The organism is Streptomyces sp. NPDC021225, from assembly GCF_044332865.1.
In the GTDB taxonomy this organism is placed as follows: domain Bacteria; phylum Actinomycetota; class Actinomycetes; order Streptomycetales; family Streptomycetaceae; genus Streptomyces.
Window position 1 is genome coordinate 92013 of record NZ_JBIRPV010000016.1, and the last position, 25270, is coordinate 117282.

General features: G+C 74.5%; 18 protein-coding genes. 8 read left to right on the top strand and 10 right to left on the bottom strand.

From position 1 onward, the window contains the following. Nucleotides 1-2: 2 nt before the first annotated feature. Genes ACH4S9_RS41635 through ACH4S9_RS41650 form a run of 4 tightly spaced genes read right to left on the bottom strand, consistent with a single transcriptional unit; the run spans nt 3 to nt 13037 of the window. Nucleotides 3-860, bottom strand: coding sequence for an alpha/beta fold hydrolase (locus ACH4S9_RS41635; protein WP_398376889.1), 858 nt, complete (start codon nt 858-860; stop codon nt 3-5). A 3-nt stretch (nt 861-863) separates the two neighbouring features. Next, on the bottom strand, nt 864-1193 hold the full coding sequence (locus ACH4S9_RS41640; RefSeq protein WP_398376890.1) for a phosphopantetheine-binding protein: 330 nt from the start codon (nt 1191-1193) through the stop codon (nt 864-866). A gap of 52 nt (nt 1194-1245) precedes the next feature. Next, nucleotides 1246-5742, bottom strand: a complete 4497-nt coding sequence (locus ACH4S9_RS41645; protein WP_398376951.1) for a beta-ketoacyl synthase N-terminal-like domain-containing protein — start codon at nt 5740-5742, stop codon at nt 1246-1248. Between the two features lie 53 nt (nt 5743-5795). After that, complete coding sequence (locus tag ACH4S9_RS41650; RefSeq protein WP_398376891.1) at nt 5796-13037, bottom strand: SDR family NAD(P)-dependent oxidoreductase; 7242 nt, start codon at nt 13035-13037, stop codon at nt 5796-5798. A 328-nt stretch (nt 13038-13365) separates the two neighbouring features. Between ACH4S9_RS41650 and ACH4S9_RS41655 the strand changes: the two genes are divergently transcribed. The 3 genes from ACH4S9_RS41655 to ACH4S9_RS41665 all read left to right on the top strand — a co-directional run bounded on the left by ACH4S9_RS41655 (nt 13366) and on the right by ACH4S9_RS41665 (nt 15130). Further along, nucleotides 13366-13743 carry a hypothetical protein gene (locus ACH4S9_RS41655; protein WP_358848690.1) on the top strand — a complete coding sequence of 126 codons (378 nt, stop codon included), beginning with the start codon at nt 13366-13368 and terminating at the stop codon, nt 13741-13743. 243 nt (nt 13744-13986) lie between these two features. Next, the gene (locus ACH4S9_RS41660; RefSeq protein ID WP_385342007.1) at nt 13987-14517 is read left to right on the top strand and encodes a TerD family protein; all 531 of its coding nucleotides are present in this window, start codon (nt 13987-13989) and stop codon (nt 14515-14517) included. Between the two features lie 136 nt (nt 14518-14653). After that, on the top strand, nt 14654-15130 hold the full coding sequence (locus tag ACH4S9_RS41665; RefSeq protein WP_311723000.1) for a nucleoside deaminase: 477 nt from the start codon (nt 14654-14656) through the stop codon (nt 15128-15130). A 9-nt stretch (nt 15131-15139) separates the two neighbouring features. Here ACH4S9_RS41665 and ACH4S9_RS41670 read toward each other — a convergent pair whose 3' ends face one another. After that, complete coding sequence (locus tag ACH4S9_RS41670; RefSeq protein ID WP_398376892.1) at nt 15140-15766, bottom strand: TetR/AcrR family transcriptional regulator; 627 nt, start codon at nt 15764-15766, stop codon at nt 15140-15142. Nucleotides 15767-15813: 47 nt separating this feature from the next. Here ACH4S9_RS41670 and ACH4S9_RS41675 point away from each other — a divergent pair, with 47 nt between their 5' ends. From ACH4S9_RS41675 to ACH4S9_RS41685, 3 genes are all read left to right on the top strand, one after another. Then, nucleotides 15814-16521 (top strand): 2-oxoglutarate/malate transporter, encoded by a 708-nt coding sequence (locus ACH4S9_RS41675; RefSeq protein ID WP_398376893.1) that lies wholly within the window; start codon nt 15814-15816, stop codon nt 16519-16521. Nucleotides 16522-16577: 56 nt separating this feature from the next. Next, on the top strand, nt 16578-16829 hold the full coding sequence (locus ACH4S9_RS41680; RefSeq protein ID WP_311722997.1) for a DUF6296 family protein: 252 nt from the start codon (nt 16578-16580) through the stop codon (nt 16827-16829). 169 nt (nt 16830-16998) lie between these two features. Then, on the top strand, nt 16999-17997 hold the full coding sequence (locus ACH4S9_RS41685) for a sigma-70 family RNA polymerase sigma factor (RefSeq protein ID WP_358848695.1): 999 nt from the start codon (nt 16999-17001) through the stop codon (nt 17995-17997). On the opposite strand, the gene ACH4S9_RS41690 is transcribed toward ACH4S9_RS41685, so the two are convergent. Continuing rightward, nucleotides 17896-18363: an STAS domain-containing protein gene (locus tag ACH4S9_RS41690; RefSeq protein WP_398376894.1), complete on the bottom strand. Its 468-nt coding sequence runs from the start codon at nt 18361-18363 to the stop codon at nt 17896-17898. The genes ACH4S9_RS41685 and ACH4S9_RS41690 overlap by 102 nt on opposite strands. Nucleotides 18364-18445: 82 nt before the next feature. On the opposite strand from ACH4S9_RS41690, the gene ACH4S9_RS41695 reads away from it, so the two are divergent. Both ACH4S9_RS41695 and ACH4S9_RS41700 read left to right on the top strand, forming a co-directional pair. Next, the gene (locus tag ACH4S9_RS41695; RefSeq protein ID WP_311722994.1) at nt 18446-18940 is read left to right on the top strand and encodes a GNAT family N-acetyltransferase; all 495 of its coding nucleotides are present in this window, start codon (nt 18446-18448) and stop codon (nt 18938-18940) included. 18 nt (nt 18941-18958) lie between these two features. Next, nucleotides 18959-20338, top strand: a complete 1380-nt coding sequence (locus ACH4S9_RS41700; RefSeq protein ID WP_398376895.1) for a hypothetical protein — start codon at nt 18959-18961, stop codon at nt 20336-20338. On the opposite strand, the gene ACH4S9_RS41705 is transcribed toward ACH4S9_RS41700, so the two are convergent. From ACH4S9_RS41705 to ACH4S9_RS41720, 4 genes are all read right to left on the bottom strand, one after another. Beyond that, the gene (locus ACH4S9_RS41705; RefSeq protein ID WP_398376896.1) at nt 20271-22292 is read right to left on the bottom strand and encodes an AMP-binding protein; all 2022 of its coding nucleotides are present in this window, start codon (nt 22290-22292) and stop codon (nt 20271-20273) included. The two genes, ACH4S9_RS41700 and ACH4S9_RS41705, sit on opposite strands and share 68 nt — an antisense overlap. A gap of 118 nt (nt 22293-22410) precedes the next feature. After that, nucleotides 22411-23112 (bottom strand): glycoside hydrolase family 75 protein, encoded by a 702-nt coding sequence (locus ACH4S9_RS41710; protein ID WP_311722991.1) that lies wholly within the window; start codon nt 23110-23112, stop codon nt 22411-22413. Between the two features lie 333 nt (nt 23113-23445). After that, nucleotides 23446-24288, bottom strand: coding sequence for a ketose-bisphosphate aldolase (locus ACH4S9_RS41715; RefSeq protein ID WP_385341988.1), 843 nt, complete (start codon nt 24286-24288; stop codon nt 23446-23448). Between the two features lie 43 nt (nt 24289-24331). Beyond that, the gene (locus ACH4S9_RS41720) at nt 24332-25243 is read right to left on the bottom strand and encodes an SIS domain-containing protein (protein ID WP_398376897.1); all 912 of its coding nucleotides are present in this window, start codon (nt 25241-25243) and stop codon (nt 24332-24334) included. Nucleotides 25244-25270: the final 27 nt, after the last annotated feature.

Genomic DNA, 25270 nt, shown 5'->3' on the forward strand with positions numbered 1-25270 from the left:
GCTCATGAGGCGGCCTCCACCTCGGCGAGAGCCGCCACCGGAGGCCGCCCGCCGGGATCGTGGATCCAGCCCAGGACGTGATCGAGCACCAGGGCGGGCACCTCGACCAGGACGGAGTGCTCATGGCCCGGCACGATGACGGTCCGGCAGCCGGTCAGCAGCGACTCCAGCCACGGCGCCTGGGCGGCCATGTCCGAATCGGCGCCGTAGAGCGCGAGCACCGGACCGGACACGGCACGGATCCGGTCCTCGTCCAGCACCGCGCTCGACGGGATGTTTTGGGCGATGGTGGTGGTCCGCACCAGCCGGGCCGCCGAGCGCGCCAGCCGCGCGGTGTGCCCGCCGTGGTGGGTGTCGATCCAGGCCAGGGCGTCGGCCTCGTGCTCCGACAGCTGGGTCTCGGTGTCGCCGAGCATCCTGTCGAGTTTGGCCGCCCACGCGGGGGTGGCCGGTTCGGACTCGATCAGCGACAGGCCGGCCACCCGCTCCGGGTGGCGGACCGCGTACTGGAAGGCGACCGTTCCGCCGAAGCAGTTGCCGACCAGGTGCACCGGGCCGTGGATCCCCAGCCGGTCCAGCAGCCGCTCCAGGTCTCCGACGAAGGTGTCCAGCCGGTAGCCGCGGGCCGGGCGCTCGCTGCGGCCGTGGCCCCGCTGGTCGTACATGACGACGTCGATCCCGGCCGCGGCCAGCCCGGGGCCCACGGTGAAGTAGTAGGAGGCCAGGCTGTCGGTGAGCAGGCCGTGCAGCAGCACGGCGGTGGGGGCCGCGCCGCTGCCACCGGGCCCGGCGCGGCCGGGGCCGAGCCGTTGCACATGGAGCCTGACGCCGTCCGGTCCGCCGGTGTGGACCATGGCCATCGGTCAGCTCCCCTCGGCGGCCTTCAGGCATCCGACGACGTACTCGACGAGGCGTCCCACACTGAGCTCGATGATCTCGTCGAGCTCAAGACCGGCCACGAACTCGGCGAAGTTGACCCGTCTTCCGTACCGGGCCTGAAGGCTTCCCGCCAGGGTGACCAGGTCGATGCTCTCCAGCTCGAGATCCTCCATGAACCGGCTCTCCACGGCGATCTCGAGATCATCCAGGCCGTACTCGTCGAGCATGGTCCGGAGCATTCCGGAGATCTCCGCGAGGACGGTCTCCTCGTCGTCCGCCGCGGGTGCCGCGGTGGTCTGCTTGGCGGTGCTCACGGTGTCTCCTTCACGGTTTGTGTTCCGGCGGGTCGCCGACCGGTCGGTTTCCTCACTCGTCGTCCGCCGGGCCGGTGGTCCAGGCCACGACGTAGTCCCTGCGCGGCAGCCCGGGAGGGTTGGCCGTACGCGCGCTGCGCACCCGGTAGCGGTGCGGCGGCCGCCCGGCGGCCGTGGCCGCCTCGACCAGGAGCCGCTCCGGGTCCGCCGCGTCGAGCACGGTGACGTCCGGCCCATGGCCCCTGCTGTCGACGCCCTCGGCCTTGGCGACCGCCTCCTTCGCCGCGCGCAGGGCCGCGGCCTCTTGCGCGGCGGCGTTCTGTCCGGCGATCTCCTCGATATGGATGCCGGGGCCCGGCCCGCCCGCGCGTCCCGGCGGGCGCGGCACCACCAGGGCCACCCCGGCCTCCGCCCGGCCGGCCAGCGACACCTCCAGCGCGGGCAGCGTCCGGCCGTGCGCCCCGACGACGTACGGGCGGCCGTGCGCGTCCTCGTGCACCTGGATCTCGGCTGGGAAGACCGGCCCCTCTCCGCGCGCCCAGAGCCACTGCCGCACCGCGTCCTTGGCGGCGATCCGGCCCAGCAGCCACTGCCGGCGGCTGCGCGGGGCCTGTCGCTCGTACTCCAGGCGCTCGGCGCCGCCCAGGTGGTTACGCATGATCAGGTCACGGGACGCCAGGTCGGGCCAGCGCTCGTGGAGCAGCACCCAGCCACCGGGCCGCGCCTGCGAGAGCGCGTTGAGTTCCGGGAAGCGCTCCACCGGCCGGGTGCTCGGATGGTTGTCGAAGCGGCGGTCCTGCCAGCCGTCGATCCGGGCCCACACCTGTCCGTCGACGAGCAGCTGGACATCCGCCTCCAGCGTGGTGTCGGTGAGCGAGACGATCCGGATCACGCACTCCACCGGGGTACCGGGGCGCGGATGTGGTCCGAAGAGGCGTATGTGGCGCATGCCGACGGGGAAGACCACGGTCCGCTCGGTGCGGGTGGCCATGAGCCAGTAGCCGAGGAGCTGGCCCACATTGTCCAGCAGCGCGCCGGGCGCGGCGGGCGTGGTGATCGTGCCGCGTACGCGCGAGGCGCCGATCGCCGTGATCTCGCTGACGCCTTGGAACGCCGGGCCGTGGAACATCCAGCGCTCGCCGTAGAGCTCGGCCGCCGTGTGTGCGGGGGCGTGTTCGGCGGCCGGGTCGGCGGGCCAGGGGGCGGGGCGCGGGCGCGGGTGGCGGGGCGCGAGCTCCACCGTGGCGTGGGCGCTGTGGCCGAAGTCCACGGCGAGCCGGTCCGGTCCTTCGGGCGACGGTGTCACGGTGATGGGGACCTCGGCGGGCGGCGCGGCGGTCACCCACCGGCCGAACCGCGCGCCGTGCACCGCGACCGCCCGCCGCCCGGGGGCGGCCCGCTCCGCCGCGTCCATGAGGTGGCCGACGATCGTGGTCGCCGGGACGACCGGCCACCGGTCGGATTCGTCGGGCCAGCCCGGGCGTTGCCGGAAGAAGCAGTGGTCGCGCAGGTACGGCATGGTGGCGGTGGACACCCGCAGCACGGTGCGCCAGGTGTCCGGGGTGGGGAGTGTCGGCGGTGTCGGGGCCGGTGGCGGCGGGGGCGGAGTCGGTGGTCTGCCCGCGCGGCCCGCGACGGCGATGAGCTCGGCGGCGGCACCGGCCGTCTCCCGGAGCAGCGCGCCGAGCTCCGCCGCCATCGGGAGCCGCCCTGCCATCGCGTCCAGCGCGGATACGGCGTCCGCGCGGACTGACGGCTGCGGACCGGGGGCGGCGGAGGCCAACTCGCGGCGCAGCCCGGTGAGGCGCCCCTCGTCCAGGGAGATCAGCGCGCCGCCCAAGTCGAGCCGTACCGGCTTTGCCGCCGAGGCGGACGGCGCGGTGGCGGGGCGCGGCAGGGACGGGTCCACCCGGGCGCCCTCCACCCACAGGGCGGTGGCGACCCGGCGCAGTTGGGCGACGCCGTCGCGGTGCGGCGAGCCGGCGGCCACCGCGAGATGTTCCGACCCGTGCAGCGTGTCGCCGATGAGCGAGGCCAGCTGTCCCGGGCCGACCTGCACGAAAGCCCGGAAGCCCGCCTCGTACAGAGCCTTCGTCAGCAGCCGGAAGCGGACCGGTTCGAGCAGATGCCGGACGAACAGCTCACGCACGTCGGCCTCGTCGGGCGGATAGGGCGCCGCGGTCGTCCCCGACCAGATGGGCACGCTCGGCGGGAACAGTTCGAACCGCTCCGCGGCCGCTCTGATCGGCCTCAGGTACGGCGCCAGCATTGGGGTGTGGAAGCCCGACTGAAAGGGCAGGACGTGCCCGATCACCCCCTCGGCGCGCAGCCGTCGCACGAACACGTCGACATCGGCGTGCGGCCCGCACACCATCGACTGGCTCGGCGCGTTGTCGTGGGAGAGCACGACCCGGCCGTCCCTGCCGCCCACACCCTCCGCGAGCGCGGCCAGCACCCGCCCGGCGGGAGCGCCCAGCACGCCGAAGGCCAGTCCGGGCACGCGCAGCGCGTCGGGGTCGAACGAGCCGAGGAACTCATCGACCGCGGCGCCGGAGTACAGTCCGGCGGACACCATCGCGGTCCATTCGCCGACGCTGTGTCCTGCCACCGCGTCCGGCACGACACCCATCCGCCGCAGCGCACGGTCCAGCAGCCGGCCGACGGCGAAGACGCCGACGCCGTGGCGGCCGATGTCACCGACCGCCGCGCGGCCGTCGGCCGCTCCGACGGTGGCGGGGGAGAGGCTGAAGTACTCGGCGACGCCGTCCACCCGTGGCGCGAACTCGGCTTCCAGGCCGGGGAAGACGAACACAACCCGCCCCTCGCTCAGGAGCGGAGCGGGCGTGAACCACACGTCGTTGCGCCCACGCCACGAACCGCCCTTCGCCACCACGCGCCGCGCCAGCGCCAGCCGCTTGGCGGTCGGCCCGACGATCCCGAGCCTCGCCCGGCCCGCCGCGGGCGCGGTGGCCCGCAGCGTCGCGTCGTCCGACGCCAGCCACGCGGCCAGCCGCTCCGGCGTCTCGGCCGCCAGCGCGAGTACGCGCTCCGGCTCGGTGACCTCGACCCTGGACGTGCCGGGCGCGGCGGGGCCGGTGGTCACCGCCTCGGCCACCGCCGACGGCCTGGGCCCTCGGCCCGCCGGGAGCGGCTGAGCGGCCCCCAAAGGGGCCTGCTCCAGCACCACATGCGCGTTGATCCCGCCGAAGCCGAACGCGTTCACCGCCGCGCGGCGCACCCCCGCCCCCGGGCCGGTCTCCCACGGCTCCGCCGTGGCGATCGTACGGAAGCGCGTCGCGGCCAGGGACGGGTGCGGGTCGTCGCAGTGCAGGGTGGGCGGCAGCAGTCCGTGGTGGAGCGCGAGGGCGGCCTTGACCAGGCCCGCCACACCGGCCGCCGGCATGGTGTGGCCGATCATCGACTTCACCGACCCGATCACGGCGCGGCCGGCGCCGCCGTCGGCCGCGGGGCCGAAGACCTCCGCCAACGTGGCCAGTTCGGCCGCGTCACCCGCGGGGGTCGCGGTGCCGTGCGCCTCCAGCAGGCCGAGCGAGCCGGGCTCGCGCGGATCGAGCCCGGCCGCGCGCCACGCCTGTCGTACCGCCCGCGCCTGGCCGCCCGGGTCCGGGTTGACCAGGCCCGCGGCGCGTCCGTCGCCGGCCACCCCGGTGCCCCTGATGACGGCGTACACCCGGTCGCCGTCCCGTCGCGCGTCGGCCAGCCGTTTGAGCATCACGACGCCGGTGCCCTCGCCGATCAGGATGCCGTCGGCCTCGCGGTGGAAGGGGCGGATGCGCTCGCTCGGCGAGAGCGCGCGCAGTTGCGCGAAGACGCTCCACAGGGTGATGTCGTGGCAGTGGTGCACCCCGCCCGCCAGCACCGCGTCGCACCGGCCGGAGGCCAGCTCGCCCACCGCTTGGTCGACGGCGACGAGCGAGGACGCGCAGGCGGCGTCCACGGTGTAGGCGGGGCCGCGCAGATCGAGCCGGTTGGCGACCCGCGAGGCGGCGAGGTTGGGCACCAGGCCGATGGCGGCCTCGGGGCGGTCGGGGCCCAGGCGCTCGGTGAACGCGGTCCGCACTCGCTCCAACTGGTCGGCGCCGAGGCCGGGCAGCAGCTCGCCGAGCGTGCGCACCAGCTGGTGGGCGGTGCGTACCCGCTGGTCGAGGCGGACCAGGCCGGGCGTGAGATAGCCGCCGCGGCCCAGCACCACCCCGACCCGCCCCCGGTCGGGCAGCCGCTCCTCGCCGCCCGCGTCGGCGACGGCCGCGGCCGCGACACGCAGGGCGATCAGCTGGTCGGGCTCGGTGCCCGGTACGGAGGCGGGCATGATCCCGAAACGGGTGACCTCCACCTCGGCCAGCCCGTCGACGAACCCGCCGCGGCGGCAGTACACCCGGTCGGCGGCGGCCGGGCCGCGCCCGCTCCCGGGTGCGTAGAACTCGGCGTCCCACCGCTGCGCCGGGACCTCGGTGATCGCGTCGACACCGGCCGCGAGGTTGCGCCAGTACGCGGGCAGATCCGGCGCGCCGGGCAGCAGGACGGCCATCCCGACGATCGCGACGGGCGGTCTGCGGCCACCGCCCTCGTCGTACGCCACGGTCACCAGCCCGACGCCGTGTAGACGACGGCCCGGTCGGACTCCTCGCCCCAGGCGAGTTCGCGCAGCAGCGCCAGCGCTCCTTCGTCGGGGTCGATGAGTTCGACGCCACGCCTCGCGTAGTCGCGGGCGAGCGCGGGGCTGACCATCCCGGCGTGTGCGCCGGTGGGCGCCCAGGGGCCCCAGTGGACGGTCAGGGCCCGGCGGCCGGTGCGGGCCGCCCACCGCGCGCCGATGGCCTCCAGCGCGTCGTTGGCCGCCGCGTAGTCGGCCTGGCCGCGGTTGCCGAGCACGGCGGAGACGCTGCCGAAGAGCACCACGAACGACGGCCCTCCGTGTCCTCCGTGTTCTCCGTGTCCTCCGGCCGGTCCAGCCGTCGACAGCTCCTCCAGCGCGTCCAGGAGCGTACGCGCGCCGCCCGCCTTCGTGTCGAACACCCGCTGGAAGGACTCGGCGGACTTCTCCTCGATCAGCCGGTCCTCGATCACCCCCGCCGCGTAGACGACACCGTCCAGGCGGCCGTGGTCGGCGTGGATCTCCTTGACGGCCTGGCGCACCGCGTCGGGGTCGCGGAAGTCGACCGACCGGTAGCGGGCCCGGGCCCCGAGATCGGTCAGCTCCCGCAGCGTGGCGGACACTTCCCGCCGCGCCAGGATCCCGGCCGCCTCTCGCTGGATCTCGGCGGGTCCGCGGCCGCCCTGGGCGGCGAGCGCCGCGCGCAGGGCGGCCTCGTCCCGGGCTCCGGCGGTGGCCGGGTCCTCGGGCCCGGCGGGTACGGGGGTGCGGCCGAGCAGTTCGATACGGCAGCGGGCGGCCGCCGCGAGGGTCGCCGCGCACCGGGCGGTGATCCCTCGCGCCCCGCCGACCAGCACGATCACCGAGTCGCGGCCGAGGCCGAGGGCCGCCGCCTCGGCCGCCCCGTCCCCGGCGGGCCCCGCGCCCGAGGTGCCGAGGACGCCCAGCCCGCTCTCCGTGAGCTCCAGCCCATCGCGTCCGTCGGCGGTGCGCAGGACGACGGGTGGGTGGTCGGGGGCGAGCACCTCGTCCAGCAGCGCGTCGGCGACGGCGTCGGGAGAGGCCGCGGCGGGGAGGTCCACGACCGTGGCGGCCGTCTGCGGATGCTCCCTGGCGACGGTGCGGAACAGGCCGTGGAGTCCGGCTGTTCCGACGTCGAGCGGCTCCGCTCGCCGCGCGGCCAGCAGCCACCGCGGCCCGCGCGCCAGGGCGGCCCGCAGCGCCGGGAACGCGGCGGGCAGTACGGGCGCGCCGGTGCCGGCGGACGGCGGGAGCAGGATCACCCCGTCAGGGGGCACGTCCCACGGGTGGCCGGGGGACGGTCCGTCGCCCTCGGTGAGAAGCGGGTCGCCCGAGAGGGCCAGGGCCTCGGCCCCGTAGGCCCGCAGCCGCCCGCCGACCGCCTCGGCCACGGCCTCGTCACCGCCCAGCAGCACGAACCGCTTGCCGGACAGGACGGCCGAGAGCTCGCCGACCGGCACGGTCCCGGTCAGAGGCACGGCCCGCATCCGCATCCGCTTCGGCGCCACGCCCCTGACGGAGTCCGTGGTCCCGGCTGTGCGGCCGATGGCCCTCGGAGCGGTGTCCACGGGCGGCTCGCCGAACGAGACCGTGGCGGCGGCCGGTTCGGCGGTCTCATCGCGCGCGGTGCCGGGGGCACCGGTTGCCGCCGGGCTCCCCGGCGCCGCTCCGGTGGTCAGCCGGGGGGTGAGCCAGGCGGTGACCGCGGCGGTGGTACGGGCCTTCGTCAGCTCCTCCAGCTCCTCGTCCGCGAGCGCGGCGGCGCCGTCGCCGCCGGTGCCGCCCACACCCAGGCGCCCCGCCAACTCGCCCGCGATCTCGGCCCGTTTGATCGAGTCGATGCTCAGATCGGCTTCGAGGTCGAGATCCGGCTCGATCATGTCGACCGGGTATCCGGTGCGTTCGCTGATGATCTGCGCGACCATCCGCGCCACCTCCGCCTCGGTGACCGCCACCGGCTCGGCGGGCGCGGGCGCGGTCGGCATCGGCCCCACGGCCTCGGGCGCCGCGACCCCCGTGGCCGGCACCGGCACGGACGACGTTGCGGGGGCCGGGGGCGCGGCAGGCCTGGCGTCCGGCGTGGCTCCGAGATGGGTGAGGAGCACATCGCGCTGGGCCGCGACCATCTCCCGGCTGGTTCTGAGGAACTCCAGGATCAGTGCGTCCCGGTCCGTCTGGCTCACCGTCGCCTCCACGACACGTCGGGCCGGCGCCAGCGCGCCGGGCAGGAGTTCCCCCGCGGCGGTACGGACCAGCTGGCCGTCCACCGTCCAGCCGGGCCGCTTCGGCGGTGTGGCGCGCCCGGCGTCCACGGCGTCACGGCCGCGGAACATCCAGCCGGTGCGCACCGGCAGCCCGGCGACGGCGAGTTGGGCCAGGGCATCGAGAAAGCCGTACAGCCCGCGCGGACCGCCGCCGACGCCGCCGCGGTCGACGCCGGGTGCGCCGCCGTGCCGTCCCTCGAAGGCGACGGCGCGGTGCGGGCGGTCGCCGAGGATCTCCCCGACCAGCCGGGTGAGCACGCCCCCCGGCCCCGCCTCGACGAAGACCCTGGCCCCCGCCTCGTACATGGCCTCGATCTGCTCGACGAAGCGGACCGGCGCGCCGATCTGGGCCGCGAGTTCCGCGCGGATCGCGTCCGGTTCGGCGCCGTGCGGGGCGGCGGTGCGGTTCGCCCAGACCGGGTACTCGGGCGGGCGCAGCGGCTGCCGGCCGAGGGCCTCGGCGACCCGGTCGCCTGCCGCGGCCACCAGCGGGCTGTGGAAGGCGCAGGCCACCGGGAGCCGCTTCACCGGATGCCCGGCCTCCCGCAGCAGCCCGACCGCGGCGTCCACCTCCCGCCGCGGGCCCGAGATCGCGGTCTGGGCGGGCGCGTTGTGATTGGCGGCCACGACCCGGTCCGCGAGACCGCCCCGGCGCAGCACGCGCTCGACGTCCTCGCGGCTCGCGGCCACCGCCGCCATAGTGCCCGGCTCCGGCCCGGCGGCCCGGGCGGCGTCCAGGATCGCGGACGCCCGCTCGGCGCTCAGCTCCAGCAGCGCGGGCGGGTCGAGCACACCAGCCGCGCACAGCGCGACCAGCTCCCCGTAGCTGTGCCCGGCGGCCATGTCGGGGCGGACTCCGGCCGCGGTGAGCAGCGAGTGGGCGGCCAGGCCGACGACGCCGAGCGCCGGCTGGGCCACCCGGGTGTCGGTGATCCTGGCCCGCTGCGCGTCCCGTTCCGGCTCGTCGAAGGCGGCCGGCGGGTGGAGGACGGCGGTGTGGGTCCGGGCGAGCCGCGCATGGCTGTGGAGTTCGGGGAAGGCGACGAAGAGGCCGGCCAGCATGCCGGGCCGCTGGCTGCCTTGCCCCGGGAACAGAAAGGCCACCTTGCCGGGGACGGGGACGGGGTCTCGCCCCGCGCCGTCGTCGACGGATGGGTCACCACCGCCCTCCGCGTCGGCCCGCCCGGCCGGGCCGTCACCGCCCTCCGGATCGCCTGGACTCTCCTGGCCGGTCAGACCCTCCCGATCGGCCGTGTCGGCCGGCCCGGCCAGATAGATCCCCGCGGCCGGGTCGTGTTCCCCCGCCAGCACCCGGCGCAGCAGCGCCGCCAGCCCGGCGGGCCCGTCCGAGGCGGTGGCCACCACTGCCGCCCGGACCGGGCCCTGACCGGCTTCGGCGCGGTTGGCGGCGGCGAGGGCGAGGTCGCGCAGCCGCCAGGGCGACGTCCCCGTGCCCTCGTACGCCTCGGCGAGCGCCAGCGTCTCCTCGACGGCGCGGAGGGCGGCCGCCCGGTCGGCGCCGCGGAAGGTGAACAGCTCGGCGGGCCAGGCGTCCAGGCCGTGGGCCGGGGGCGGCCCGGCGTCGTGGGCGGCCAGGACGACATGGAAGTTGGTGCCGCCGAAGCCGAACGCGCTGAGCCCGGCGATCCGCTCCGCGGGTGGCGTCACCCAGGGGCTCGCCTCGGTGTGGAAGGCGAAGGGGCTGCTCTTGGCGTCCCAGGAGGCGTTGGGGTGGCGGAGTTGCGAGGTGGGCGGCTTGACGCCGGTGTACAGGGCGAGCGCGGTCTTGACCAGCCCGGCCAGCCCCGCGGCACATTTCGTGTGCCCGATCTGGGACTTGACGGAGCCCAGCGCGCAACCGCCGGCCGGGGCCCCGGCGGCGGTGAACACCTCGGTGAGGATGGTCAGCTCGGTGCGGTCGCCGACGACCGTGCCGGTGCCGTGCGCCTCGACGAGACCGACGTCGGCGGGGGAGACCCGGGCGTTGCGGTAGGCGCGCTCCAGGGCGGCCCGCTGGCCCTCGGGCCGGGGCGCGGTGAGCCCGAGCGACCGCCCGTCGCTGGAGCTGCCCACGCCCTTGATCACACCGTAGACGCGGTCGCCGTCGCGCTCGGCGTCCGCCAGCCGCTTGAGCACCACGCACGCGACGCCCTCGCCGAGCGCGATGCCGTCCGCCGAGGCGTCGAAGGTGCGGGAGCGTCCCGTCGGGGACAGCGCGTGCACGGAGGAGAAGAGCATGTAGTCGTTGATGCCGTTGTGCAGGTCGGCGCCGCCGCACAGCACGAGGTCGCTGGTGCCGGTCAGCAGCTCCTTGCAGGCCACGTCGACCGCGGCCAGCGAGGAGGCACAGGCCGCGTCCACCGTGTAGTTGGCACCGCCGAGGTCGAGCCGGTTGGCGATCCGCCCGGCGATGACGTTGGCGAGCATCCCGGGGAAGGAGTCCTCGGTCAGCTCGGGCAGCTGCTCGGCCAGTGCCGGGGGCACGGTGTCGAGGTAGGACGGCAGCACGGCGCGCAACGTCTGGGCGTTGGACAGATCGCTGCCCGCCTCGGCGCCGAAGACGACCGACGTACGGGACCGGTCGAAGGCCCGGCCACCCGTACCGCCGGGGCCGCCCCGGTCGCCCCCGGGGCCCGGCTCGTATCCGGCGTCCTCCAGGGCGCGCCGCGCCGCCTCCAGCGCCAGCAGCTGCACCGGCTCGATGCTGCCGAGGGAGGCGGGCGGGATGCCGTAGCGCAGCGGGTCGAAGGGGATCGGGGGCAGAAAGCCGCCCCACTTGGACGCGGTGGCGCCGTCCTGGTCGGGGGAGTAGTGGACGGCGGGGTCCCAACGCCCGGCGGGGACTTCGGTGACGGCGTCGACGCCGCCGACCACATGGGCCCAGAAGGTGGCGAGGTCGGGGGCGCGCGGGAACATGCACGCCATCCCGACCACGGCCACGTCCAGCGGCGCGGGGGCCTCCCGCTCCGCCCGCCCGGACGGGACCACGCCCAAGCGCTCGCGCAGCGCGGCCGCGGAGCGGTGGAAGAAGTCCGCGGCGGCCGGGGCGACGGAGTGGTGCAGGGCTGCGACGGTGGTGACGGCCGAGCGCAGCACCGCCACATCACCAGCCATGAACATGCCATCCCGGTATTGGCGCTCCTCACCGACCGCCACCAACTCGCCGCCCGGGTCGCGTTCGACACCCTTGCCGGCGATCCGCAGCCGGCCGACGTTGAGCCGCTCCAGCCGCTCCCACACCTGCCGCTGCGGAACGCCCTCCTCGCGCAACCGTTCCCTGACGGCGCCGAACTCCTCGGTGAACGGGCTGGGGACACAGCGGGTGGCGTGCCCCGGAGCGGTCTCCAGCAGCGCGGTGCCCCTCGCCGCGACCACCTGGCGCTGGAACAGCGGCTGGACGGCGCCGTGGGCGACCGCCTCCTCGGTGAACAGATACGCCGTGCCCATCAGAAGGCCGACGCGGACGCCGCGCCGGGTCAGCGGGGCGGCGAGGGCGGCCACCATCGCCGCGGACCGCTCGTCGTGGACGCCGCCCGCGAAGAAGACCTCGACCGGGGCCGCCCCGGCACCGCCCGCTTCGTCGCGTTCCGTCTCGTCCAGGAAGTCCTCGATCACCGAGATCTGGGCCTCCCACAGCGGGAAGCTGTTCCGCGGGCCGACGTGCCCGCCGCACTCGGACCCCTCGAACACGAACCGGCGGGCGCCGGACCGCAGGAACTGCCCCAGCAGCCCCGGCGAGGGGGCATGCAGAAAGGTGGCGATCCCCGCCCGTTCCAACGCCTCCGCCTGGGCGGGCCGCCCGCCCGCGATGATCGCGTGGCTGGGACGGATCTCCCGCACGGCCTCGAGCTGGGCCTGTCGGATCTCCTCGGGGGCGAAGCCGAGCACCCCCACCCCCCACGGCCGCCCCGGCAGGGCAGCCGCCGTCTCCGCCAGCATGGCGCGCGCCCGCTCGCCCTCGGCGAGGGCGAGCGCGAGAAACGGCAGAGCGCCCTCGGCGGCGACCGCCGAGGCGAACCCGGCCCGATCGCTGACCCGGGTCATCGGCCCCTGAGCCAGCGGCAGCCGGGTGCCGAGCGCCGCGCTCATCGGGGAGCCCGGCCGCAGCGCGGAGGCGGCGTCGTCGTCGCGTACGGCATCCCGCACGGCCTCGGCCACGGCGCGCACGGCCCGGCCCACGTCGCCGTGGCGCTCGGCGAACCGCGCCGCCAGAAAGCCGTCCTGGCCCACCGGCAGCGGCCGGGCGCGCGGATCGCGGCCCCGGTGGCGCAGCACGCGATGGCCGTCGACCACGATCGTTTCCGAGCCGTCCAGGGAACGGAGCGCGGCCGCCGTCTCCTCCGGTACCCCCGACTCGGCCAGCAGCGCGAGTTGGATGTCCAGCACCACGCCCGCCGCCCCGCCGACGGCCGCCGCCGCGGCCGTGTGGGTGCCGATGCCGCCACAGGCCCACACGGGGAGGGACACCGCCGGCTCGGCGAGCAGTTGTTGGAGCAGGACGAACGTGCCGAGCGCCCCGACCCGGCCACCGCTCTCCCCACCCCGGGCGATCAGGCCATGCGCCCCGGCCCGTACGGCATCCAGAGCCTCGTCCAGGTCCGTGACCTCGACGAGGACGCGTTGGCGGCCCGCGCAGTCGGCCACCGCCCAGGGGGAGTCCGCGGCGAGTACCACCGTGTCCGGGCCCGCGCCGCCACCGGTCCGGAGTGCCGACAGGTCCGCGGGCGTCAGCCGGCAGCCGGGGTTGATCCGCACCCCGTACCGGCCGTCGGGGGCCCAGCCCCGGAGGCGTTCCAGCGCCTCGCGGGCCCGCCGGTCCCCGGCTCCGAGATCCAGGACCCCGAGCCCCCCGGCGCGGCCGACCGCCGCGGCGAGCCTGGCGTCCGGGCGCCCGAGGGGAGTGACGCCGATGACGAGGTCGCCGAGCCGGGCAGCAGATCTCATGGCTTCTCCGAAAGCATCGGCGGAGCTGGGTAAAGGGAGATCGTTTCCGGCAGGTGCATCGAAGGTACGGCTTCGGATTTCCGCCGGGTGCGACGCGAGGGATGAATTACACGACGCCTCTGATGGAACGTCAAGAGCGAAGCTACTGCCGGGTTCGTGATCGAGCCGAATCGGTCGGCGTGGGCAAACCGTTCGCTCACGACAAACAAGGACAGAATCCCCATCCGTGTGTCAATCATCGATTTCCATTCGATGAACGGGCCGATTCGGCCACATGGCGAGGCGCCCCGGCCGCGGCGCCGCCGAACGGGGGATATAGGGTGCCCGGGTGCGCTGGAAAGATGAATCCGGAACCAAGTGGCGGCTGCGACAGCAGAGGTTGGCCTGGCCGCGCCGGGTCAAACCGGAGGCGGCGTTCGAGCACGCCCCGAATCTGGGCGACGACCCGATCTCCGGCATCATCGCCCTGCCCTTCCTGCTCGTCTTCGTCGTGCTGCTGCCCTTCTGGCTGGCCGAGCTCCTGCTGCGGCTGTTGCTGGCCCCCTTGGTCGCCGTGCTCCGGCTGGCCGGCGTCGTCCCCTACCGGCTCAAGCTCTACAAGGCGGGGCGGAGGACCGGGTCATATTCGGCGCATGGCCACGGCGAGCTGGTGCGGCTGCGTTGGCAGCTCGCCGAGACATGGGGCCGGCCCGGGGGCGGTCGCTGACTTCCGGTACGGGGGCGTCCCGTCCGGCACGGGAGCCGGCCGCCGGTACGGGAGCGAGCCGCGGTGCCGGTGGGCCGGGCAGGGCGCGTGGGCAGCGGCCCGGCCGTGGGGGCTCGCCGTGTTCCGCCGTTCGCCGCGAGACACCGCTGATAAAATCCCAACTCCGTTGCTAGGCGCGGGATTGAGGTGGCGGGTTTCCATCGCAAGGGAATTCCGTCGTCCCAATTCCGGGAAGGGGATTCAGTGACCGGTCTCAACAAGGGCCCGAGTAAAGTCCAGGTGTCGCTCCGGTGGGACCCCAGCCCGTTGGGGGAGCCGCCGCACGATCTCGACATCGTCGCGGCGACCTACAACGCGGCGGACCCGTACGGGGAGCCGGCGTACCTGGTGCACTTCGACCGCCGGTCGCCCGACGGCACCATCACCCTGAACAGGGACAGCCAGACCGGGCAGGGCTACGGCGCCGACGAGGTCATGACCCTGGAGCTGGAGCGGCTGTCCACCTCCTACACCCGGGTGGTGGTGGGCGTGGCCATCCAGCAGAGCGGCGGCCCGAAGACCTTCGGTGATGTGGCCAACTGTAGCTTCCGGATAGCCGAGGGGATCACCGAACTGGTGAACAGCGGTTTCGTCGGCGCGCTGGGCGCCAAGGCCGCGACGATCGCCGAATTCACCCGGCACGACTCGGGGGAGTGGGAATTCCGTGAGGGGATCCGCGGATTCGACGCAGACCCGGAGGAATACTCCGCGCTGATGGGCAAGGACTATTCCTGACCGACGGCTCCCCGCCGACCGTGCGTGGCGGGAGCTCCCGGCCGACGGTCCCTGACGGGGCGGCCCCTTCCCGGATGCGTTCGGGCGCGGTCGGGTTCTATCCTGCCGCTGAAGATCACTTCCTGGGGAGGCCACCATGGCGAACGACGCGGACCTGCGCCATCTGCACCGCTGTGTGGAGCTGGCGACCGAGGCGCTGGAAGCGGGCGACGAGCCGTTCGGTTCGGTGCTCGTCGCCGCGGACGGGGCGGTCCTGTTCGAGGACCACAACCATGTGGCGTCCGGTGACCACACCCGTCACCCCGAGTTCGAGATCGCGCGCTGGGCCGCGGCCAACATGACCCCCGAGGAGCGGGTCGCGGCCACGGTCTACACATCGGGCGAGCACTGCCCGATGTGCGCCGCGGCCCATGGCTGGGTCGGGCTGGGCCGCATCGTGTACGTGAGCTCCTCCGAGCAGCTGGCGGGCTGGCTCGCCGGCCTCGGGGTCCCCGCGCCTCCCGTGCGGACCCTGTCCATCCGGGAGGTCGTCCCGGGCGCCGTGGTGGAGGGCCCGTTCCCCGCCCTCGCCGAGCGCGTACACGAACTGCACCGCCGCTTCCACGGCTCCTGAAACAACTCCTCAGCCGAGGAGTTCGCGGGCCAGCGCCTCGCCCCACCACCGCTCGACCCGCTCGGGTGACCAGCCGCGTTCCACGGTGAGCACGGTGTAGACGTCGATGTTGCACACGGCCGCGTAGACATCGACCGCGGACCGCACGTCCAGGCCGTGCCGGAGCACTCCGGCCGGCCAGGACGAGAACACCTGCACACGGGTCTCGTCCCCCCGCGCGCGGCCGTCGCGGTAGACCGCCGCCAGCTCCGGCTCGGCGCGGCCCGCTTCGCGCACCAGCGCGATGACGTCGCCCGCGCGCTCGAACAGCCGCCGGTCATAGGCGGCCATCGCCGCCAGCTGGCGCGCCGGGTCGGCCGCCGGGTCCTCCAGCTCCGCGAGCATCCGCGACGCGTCGGCCGACAGGTCGGCCGCGTCGGCCAGGGCCCGGGTGAGCCCCGCCTTGTTGCCGTACGCCGCGTAGACCGTCGGCACGGAGACCCCCGCCTCGCGCGCCACGTCCCGCACGGTGGTCGCCGCCCACCCCTGGGAGACGAACAGCCCACGGGCGGCGCGGGCGATGTCCGCCCGGGTCTGCTGGGCCTGTGTCGTCCGGCGCACCGAGTCATAGCGACGCCGGTCCGGCTCTGTGCTCATGGGGTGCTCCTTGCCGCCTTTGACTTTACGCTACTTATAATCAATACATGATACGTCAATCACGCCTGGGGACAGGCATGGCCTTCTCCCGGATCAGCGGCATCGCCGCCCTCGGCTTCGCCTTCCTGATCGTGCTCGGCAATGTGATCACGGTCCCCGCCGGGATGCCGCTCACCGGCGCCGATGTGGGGGAGGTCGATGCCTTCTTCGGCGCGGAGGGCGACGCCGTCGCCGCCGGGTCCGTGCTCACCCCCGCCGCCTGGGTGCTGGCCACGCTCTTCGGCGCGGGCGCGGTGTCCGCGCTGCGCCGGTCCGAGCGGGACCGGGGCGAGGCCTGGTCGCTGCTCGGCTTCGCCGGGCTGGTCCTCCAGAACGCCGCCTTCGCCGCGGTCATAGCGCTGCGCCTCGCCCTCGTCTCGGTGGCCGGGGGCCACGGCGGCGCGACCTCGGCGCTGTGGGCGCTGCACGACGCGCTGTTCACTCTCAACGGCACCTTCCTGGCGCTCGCGCTCGTCGGCCTGTCCGTGGGCGGCCTGCGTGCCGGGCTGATCCGGCCCTGGCACGGCACCCTGGGGCTGCTGTCGGCCGCGCTGCTGTTCTCCTCGGCCACCCTCACCCCCTGGATCATCGACGAGGCCGGGCCGCTCGGCCGCCTCGGTCTCGTCGGCTGGCTGATGTGGGTCGTCTGGCTCCTGGCGTATGGCGCCGCCCTGATTCGAAGCCCGCGCTCTTGCGCGACCGAGCCCGTTCGATAGTGTTGAATGTCCCGGTTTGGGGAGTGGGGCGGGATGGCGTGGCAGGAGGGCGTGTCATGGCGCGTCGTGAGAGATACGAACTGATATTCGTGCATCCGGACGCTTCGGCCCCAGCGGCCGAGGACATCACCGAGGACATCGTGGTGGTGCACCGCACGGACAGCAGCGGGCCGGGCGGACACCCGGTGTACGCGGACGACACCGGCATCGTGCGGGCCGAGATCAGCGACCGCGCCGAGGTCCGGATGCTGGCCAGCGGCGGACACCAGGTGCACTCCTCGACGGTCCACGCCCGTCCGGTGACCTGAGCGCCGCGCACCCCGCGGGCCCGCGCCGTACACCCGTCGGCGGGGGCCCGGTGGGCTCGGCGTGGGCTCGGCGCCGGGGGATTGTCGTACCCAGCCGCTACCTTGCGTCCATGGGATACCGGAGCGCGGTCGTGGACAAGGCGGTCAACGGTCGACAAGGGGTTTTGCGATGAGTGAAGTGCTGGCGACGAAGGGCGCGGCCGAGGCCGAGCCACAGCTGGAGCGGCACCGGGTGGAGCTCACCGGGTACTGCTATCGGATGCTGGGCTCGGCGTTCGAGGCCGAGGACGCCGTCCAGGAGACCATGGTGCGGGCCTGGCGCGGCCTCGACCGGTTCGAGGGCCGGTCGGCGCTGCGGTCCTGGCTGTACCGCATCGCGACCAATGTGTGTCTGGACATGCTGGGCGGCAGCCAGCGCCGCGCCCGGCCCATGGACCTGACATCGGTGGCCACGGCCTCCTCACCTCTGGGCCCGCCCCTGCCGGAGACCGCGTGGGTCGGGCCGGCCCCCGACGGCCGGATCGTGACGGAGGACGGCGACCCGGCCGAGCTGGCCGCCCAGCGGGAGTCGGTGCGGCTCGCGTTCGTCGCCGCGCTTCAGCACCTGGCCCCCCGGCAGCGGGCGGTGCTCATCCTGCGGGAGGTGCTGGCCTGGAAGGCGAGCGAGGTGGCCGAGCTGCTGGACACCACGGTCGCGTCGGTCAACAGCGCACTTCAGCGGGCGCGGGCCACCATCGCCGCGAGCGGTATCAGCGCCACCGACCCCGTCCAGCCGCTCGACGAGGAGCAGCGCGCCCTGCTGGCCCGGTATGTCGACGCCTTCGAGCGCTACGACCTCGACTCCCTCACCTCACTGCTGCACGAGGACGCCACGCTGTCGATGCCGCCCTACTCGCTGTGGATGCGCGGCCACGCCGACATCCGCCAGTGGATGCTGGGCCCCGGCATAGGCTGCTGCGGGTCACGCCTGATCCCGACGGTGGCGAACGGCTCGCCCGCCTTCGGCCAGTACCGCCCCGCCCCGGACGGCGGCCATGAGCCCTGGGCGCTCCAGATCCTCGAAGTGTCAGCCGGCCGGGTCACCGCGCTCAACGCCTTCCTGGACACCCCCCGGCTCTTTCCGCTCTTCGGTCTCCCCGCCCGGCTCGACCCCGCCGCCCCCCGGTAGGTCCGCCGTCGGCAGCACGGTGTCCAGCCCGGACCGGGCGAGCAGGGCCCGCAGCTCGCCGCCCGCGCCGCGGAGCAGCAGCCCGCGGCCCAGGCGCCGGGCGGTGAGCCCCAGCCGGGCCAGCGCCTCGAGCACGGCCAGATCCGGCGCGCGCACCGCGCTCACGTCCACGACGACCGGACCGGCCTCCGGGCCGTGGCGCGCCGCCAGTGTGCCCAGGCGCGCGCACATCCCGGGCACGTCGGCGCGGCCGACCGCGGGGCCGAGGACCAGCACGGCCGGGGCGCTCCCCGCCCGGCCGGCGGGGCCGTCGGCGGCCTCCGGCCCCGGGCCATGGCGCGACGGCGTCTCGTCATGAGCGGTCAACGTCCACCTCCTCTCGCTGCGTTCACCCTGGAAGACCGGCCGGCGTACGGAAACTCATCGACCGAGGTGGCAGGATCTGTACATGACGAATGATCGGCCGGGGAGGGCGTCCGCCGGGCCTGCGGAGCGGCGACTGCGGGCGGGGCGGGAGGACGAGGCCGAGGCGCTGAGCGAGCTGGCGCTCAGGTCGAAGGGTCACTGGGGGTACGACGCGGCGTTCCTGGCCGCGTGCCGGGAGGAACTGCGGCTGCGCCCGGGCGAGGTGGCGGCCCGTCGGACCACGGTCGCGGAGCAGGCCGGGCGGATCCTGGGCTTCGCCACACTGGAGGGGGCCGGCCCCGAGGGCGAGCTGGGAATGCTGTTCGTGGACCCGGAGGCGATCGGCGGGGGAGTGGGGCGGCTGCTGTACCGGCATGTGCTGCGGGAGGCGGGCCGGCTCGGCTTCACCCGGCTGACCATCGAGGCCGATCCCCACGCCGAGGCCTTCTATCTGGCCATGGGCGCCGAGCGGGTCGGCGACGCACCGTCCGGATCCATACCTGACCGGGCGCTGCCGCTGCTGGCCGCCTGGCCCTGACTGCCGGAGCTCTCCTGGGTGGCGGCGTGGACCGGCGGGGCACCGGCCGTGCACATCGGAAACGTCGGCGACTTCAACGCCCAGTTCGCCGACGGCTCGCCCGCGGTGCGGCGGGCCGGGGGCCACTACGCCTGCCTGGCCGCCTTCCACAGCCCGAACCCCCGCATCCTCGTCCTCCCCCGGCAGGTCGAGGACTTCTGGGCGCGGGAGCTGGCGCGCGTGCTGGAGTGGCAGGACGTAGAGGTGTACGGCGCGGTCGCGGGCGAGGACGGCGGCGTGATCGAGGGGCTTCGGTCCCGTCCGGCGCTGCTGGAGCGGATCCGGGAGTCCGGTCTGCCGGTGATCTCCTGGGGCCGTACGCCGGAGTCCGAGCGGATGACGGCTCGGCCCGGATCGGATTCCGGCCCCGGCGAGGCGCTGTGCGTGACGCGTCGTTATGAGTCCAAGGCGACCGCCCACCGGCTGTTCCAGGCCCTGGCCCCGGCCCATCCCGGCATCGTCGTCCCCGCCCAGGAGCGTGTGACATCGCGTCGGCGGGCCGCCCGGGCGCTCGCCGCCCGAGCCGCCGCCGGTGCGTCGGTGGTGGTCAAGGCGGAGTACGGGGTGGGCGGCTTCGGCACCACCGTGGTGACGCCCCGCCAGGTCGCCGAGGCTGGGGGCGCCCGGGCCGTCGCCTCACGGGTGGCGCGGGGCGCCGTGCTGATCGAGGAGTACGTCGATGGATCCGGCTCCGACCCCTTCCGCAATCTGACCTTCGACGCCCTGGTCGACGACGAGGGTGAAGTCCACCCCGTGGGTGCGGGCGTGATGGACATCGACGGGACCAGCTACCAGGGGGTCACCATCGGCCCCGGCGTCGTCCCCGACGCGCCCGCCGAGGTCGCCGGGCGGTTCGCGGCGGCCGTGGGCCGAGCCTTGGCCGTCGAGGGCTATCGGGGCTGGTACGACGTCGACTTCGTCAGGGACCGGGCGGGCCGGCTCGCCCCTGTCGAGATCAACCTCCGGCTCACCGGCCCGGCCGTGGCGTTCATGATCCAGGCCAGGCTGGCCCGGCTCCGGGGCGGCCGGCCCGTCGTACGGACTCTGGACCGGCTGCCGCTGGGCGCCCGGCTCCCGGCCGCGGTACTGGCCGGCCACCTCGACGAGTTGTCCCGCCGGTGCCGCGTGCTCGGGGTGACGCTGCTGCCGACGGTGGTGACGGCGGCCTTCGAGCCGGACCCTTACGTGGGCGTGGCCCTCGCGGCCCGAACCCCGGGCGCCCTCGACGCGGCGGAGGCGGTGGTGCGCTCGGCCAACGACGCCTTGGGCCGGATGTTCCTGGACACCGGCGTCAGCTCCGGTCCGTCTTCCCGGGCCGCGCCGCGACGAACGCGACGACCACGGCGGCGGCGATCATGAGCGTGACGTTGAAGGCGTAGACGAGGGCGGCCTGCCGCGCCCAGTCCGTCTTGGCCGCGAGCCGGTAGTAGTTGTCCTGCGGCCACCACGCGATCAGCAGCCAGACCACGGCGAGGTGCGCGGCGCTCGTCAGGGCGGGGGAGCGCCCGTGGCGGGCCACCAACGGCCGCCCGGCGAACAGGAATCCCATCCCCAGCCCGAAGGCCAGCGACTCACAGACGTACAGCCCGGTGAACAGCGCCGCCCAGGGGTTGGGAACGAGCGACAGATCGGTCGAATACGGCCACAGGGCGTCGGTGAGCATCAAGGACAGGAAGGAGAAGAGCGCCGCGATCCCCGCGATGGCGCCCCATAGGTTGCCCCCTTCACCTCCGTCGACCGACAGCGTCCCCTTCCCGCCCGACGCGCGCCGTTTTGAATCGCGCCGCGCCGGCTGCGGAAGGGCGCTCCGGTCGAGCTTGCCGGCCCGGGTGCGGGGCAGCGAGGCCACCCGTACCACCGTGCGCGGGGTCCGGGTGGACGGCAGCCGGGTGGCCAGAAACAGCCTGAGCTCGCTCGGGTCGACCTCGCCGCCGTCCACCGGGGTGACGTAGGCGGTCAGGGTCTTGTGGCCCTCGGCGTTCTCGACGCTGGTGACCAGGCACTCCCCGACCGAGGGATGCCCGCGCAGCACCGCCTCGGCGTCGGCGTGCGAGGCCACTCGCCCGAGGTGTTCGAGCCCTCCGTCGTCGCGCACCCGGCCGCGGTCGCCGGTGCGCAGGTAGCGACTGGCGGTGAAGGCCGGGCCGTTGAGATAGCCGCGGCCCACGACCGTTCCCTTGATGCCCAGTTCACCCCGTGCGCCCCACGCGGCGGGCGCCCCGCCCCGGCCGAGCACGGCGACGGCGGCGCCGGGGAACGCCGTGCCGATCGGCGAGACGCGCTCCGGGTGGTCGGTGACCGTGGGCCGGTCCGGCAGCTCGAAGTACGTCCCCGACCCGGCGGCCTCGGTCACGCCGTAGACGTTCAGGAGCCGCACATGCGGCCCCAGGGTCCGGCGCAGGGCCTGGAGTTCGTCCAGATACCAGCTGTCGCCCGAGACCGCGATCAGCCGGACGTCCCCGAGGTCCGCGCCCCGCGAGCGCAGATGCCGGTGCAGACCCCGGGCGGTGGGCACGTCGCACGCCAAGACGGTCACCGACTGGTCGACGATCAGCCGGTGCAGCGGGGCGGCGTCGCCCGCCCGGTCCAGGTCCTCGTCCCGGCCCGCCGACACCAGCGCGCCGCCCGAGCACAGCGCACGGACCCAGTCGCCCGTGAATCCGGCGAACTCCGAAGGGGTCGTCTGGAGATGCCGGTCCTCGGGGGAGAGCCGGTACACCACTCGCCACCCCTCGTAGGCGCTCACCAGATGGCGGTGTTCGAGCAGTACGCCCCTGGGCATCCGCCCGGCCGCGCCGGAGGTGTACAGCACGCAGGCCAGGTCCGAGGCGCCGGCCCGGGCGTCGAGGGGCTCCGCGGACCGGCGGGCGACGGCCTCGGCCTGGGTGTCCAGGCAGATCACCGGCCGGCCCGAGCGGACCGTGTCGGACACCATGACCCGCAGCGACTCCCGGGTGATGGCGGCGAACAGCCCCGCGTCCGCGAGCACGTGCCGCAGCAACGACGGCGGCGCGCTCGGCTCCACGGGCACATAAGCCCCGCCCGCCTTGAGTACCGCGAGCATCGCGGTCAGGACCTCGGCGTCGCGGCCCAGGCAGACCGCCACCAGCCCGCCCTTGGGCAGGCCCGCCTCCCGCAGATGCCGCGCCAGCCGGTTGGCACGCTCGTCCAGTTCACGGTACGTCAGCCGGTCCCGGCCGTGGACGACGGCGACCGCGTCCGGGGCGCGGCGCACATGGGCCTCGTACAGCTGGTGGACGCACCTCGGCCCGCTGGCGGCGGAATTCGTGGATGTGGGCGGCTCCTGCGGCATGACGTGTCCCCCGGCGTCGTCGGTTCGGCCCTGGGCCCGACCTGTGATCATGCCCAGGGCCGCGCTTCCGCACAATGGCACGCCGTACCGGCGCCGGGTGGTTGCGCCGGGGGATGGGTCAGTTGTTCTGGATGAACTGCTTGGCCAGGCCGTCGCCGACGGAGACCGCCTTGTCGTGGTTCTCGATGGGCGACACCGAGGAGTTCTTGAAGAGGATGTACGTCACCCCCGAGTCCGTGCCGCCGGTCTCCGGGTCGGGGTCGATCCCCAGCGCGTTGGCCGTCGCGTAGGACGCCTCGCCGATGATCTTGGTGGGTCCGGTGTCGCCGACCACGGCGTACTGCACCTTGTTGTTGTAGATGACGGCGACCACGCCGCCGCCCTTGATGCCCGCCTGGCTGTAGTTCCAGGTGGAGCTGGCGCTCGGCACCACGACGTAGGGCAGCTTGTCGGCGATGAGCGGCTTGCCGTCCGACTGGTGGAAGGCGGTGTCGTCCTGGAACCACGGGTCGGTGTCCCCGTTGCACCGAGAGGTGACCTGGCCGTCGCAGTCGATGTCCATGTCGGCCTTCCAGAAGACCGCTCCGTTGGCGCCGCAGACCGGGATGGTGGCCGAGGTCTCGTCGTCGGTGCGGTACTTGCCGTTGGATATCTGCGAACAGCTCTGCACCTTGGCGAGTAACTGGGCCGCCGTGACCGTGCCTTCGTTGGCCGACTTGGGGGCCGGTGCCGGGCCCCGGGTGGCGGCACCGGCGCCCGTGGTGACGGAGACGGCCAGCAGACCGGCGCCGGCGAGCGCGAACGCGAGTCGCTTACGCATGACACACCCCTTTGTTAGGAACCTTTCCTAACCTCCCCTGCACTGTGGCGACTTGATAAGATCATGTCAACTGTCGGGCGCGGATAGCCCTCCGCGCACGACCCGTTTATCCCAACTCGCCCGCGATCTCCGGGACGCGGCCGCGCACCCCGATCTGCCCGCCACCGCGCTGCTCGTCCTCGGCTTCGTGGCCCTGCTCTACGGCGTCATCGAAGGACCCGAGCGGGGCTGGACCTCGGCCGCCGTCCTGAGCGCACTCGGGGTGGCCGCCAGGGCACCGTGTTCCGATGAGCCCGCTGACGGCACGCCACCGAGGTGCCGGAAGGGGCTGGGTCAGAGCGCGACTGCGCGCAGCAGCGGGAGGAGACGGGCCACCTCGCGCGCCACCGCGTCGCGGGCCTTCGCGACATAGCGGCGCGGGTCGACGGCCTCGGGGTGCGCCGCGAGATGGTCGCGGATCGCCCGTGTGTAGGCGACGTTGAGGTGGGTGGCGATGTTCACCTTCGTCAGGCCCGCCTCGACCGCCCGGGTCAGATCCGCCTCGGGCACCCCGGAGGAGCCGTGCAGCACCAGCGGCACGGGCACGGCGGCGCGCAGGGCCGCCACCAGCCCGAGGTCCACCACCGCCGCCTTGACGACCATCGCGTGCGAGGTGCCGACCGCGACCGCGAGCGCGTCCACGCCGGTCGCCGCGACATAGGCGGCGGCCTCGGCCGGGTCCGTACGGGCCCCCGGCGCATGGACCCCGTCCTTCCCGCCCACCTCTCCCAGCTCCGCCTCCACCCACACCCCCTGGGCGTGGCAGTCGGCCGTGACCTCGGCGGTGGCCGCCACATTGGCCTCGTAGTCCAGCGCGGAGGCGTCGAACATCACCGACCCGAACCCGAGCCCCACGGCCTCCCGCACCAGGGCCGGCTCGGTGGCGTGGTCCAGGTGCACGGCGACCGGCACCCGGGCCGCGGCCGCGACCTCCACGGCCGCGCGCCCGATGGCGGCCAGCGCCCCGTGGTACCGCACGGCGTTCTCGCTGATCTGAAGGATGACCGGCGCCCCGGCCGCCTCCGCCCCGGCGACGATCGCCTGGGCGTGCTCGATCTGGATGACGTTGAACGCCCCCGCGCCGAGCCCGGCCCGTACGGCCGGCCCGACGATCTCGCCGGTCGCCACCAGCGGCATGGTCCGGCTCCTTCCGCTGCTCGTCGATCTGTTGGTTCGGTGTTCAGGTGTTCCGGTGTCGCGACCAGCCGAGGATCACCGAGCGGGTCAGATGCCGGGGGTGGTCCGGATCGAGGCCGCGCGCCTGGGCGATCGCGACGGCGAGCCGCTGCACCGCCACCAGTTCGGCCACCGGATCCCGGCCGTCACCCACCAGCCGGCCGCCGGTGGCCGCGATCTCCTCCTCCAGGCCGGAAGGGCCCTCGCCGAGCCACCACACCACGCTCTTCGGACCCGTGACGCTGATCGGACCGTGCCGGAACTCCATCACCGGATAGGCCTCGGTCCACGCCCCCGCCGCCTCGCGCATCTTGAGCGCGGCCTCCTGCGCCAGCCCGTACGTCCAACCCCGCCCGAGGAAGGTGAACTGCTCGGCCTCGAGCAGGTCGTCGGCCACCGGAGCGGCGAGCGCCGCGCGCCCGTCGGCCTCGAGACCGTCCAGCGGCGCCCCCAGATGGGCCCGCAGCAGAACGAGTTCGGTGGTCGCGAAGCGGGTCTGTACGACGGACTCCTCGTCGGCAAAGTCGAGCAGCACCACCGAGTCCGCCACCTCGGTGACCGGGGAGCCGGGCACGGCGGTGACCACCGTGGTCGGCGCGGTGCCGCGCAGCCGGCCGAGGAGTTCGAGCACCTCCGTCGTGGTGCCGGACCGGCACAGCGCGAGCACCCGGTCGTAGCGGCGGCCCGCCGGCATCTCCGAGGCGGCGAACGCGTCCGTCTCGCCCTGGCCTGCCGACTCGCGCAGCGCCGCGTACGACTGGGCGATGAACCACGACGTGCCGCACCCGACCACGGCGACCCGCTCGCCCGCCTGCGGCAGCGCCTCCCGCACCGCTCCGCCCGGTTCCCCGACCAGATGCGCGGCGCGGCGCCAGCAGTCCGGCTGGCTGGCGATCTCGGCCTCGGTGTAGCTCATACGGCTCCCCTTGTTATGCGTGAATGA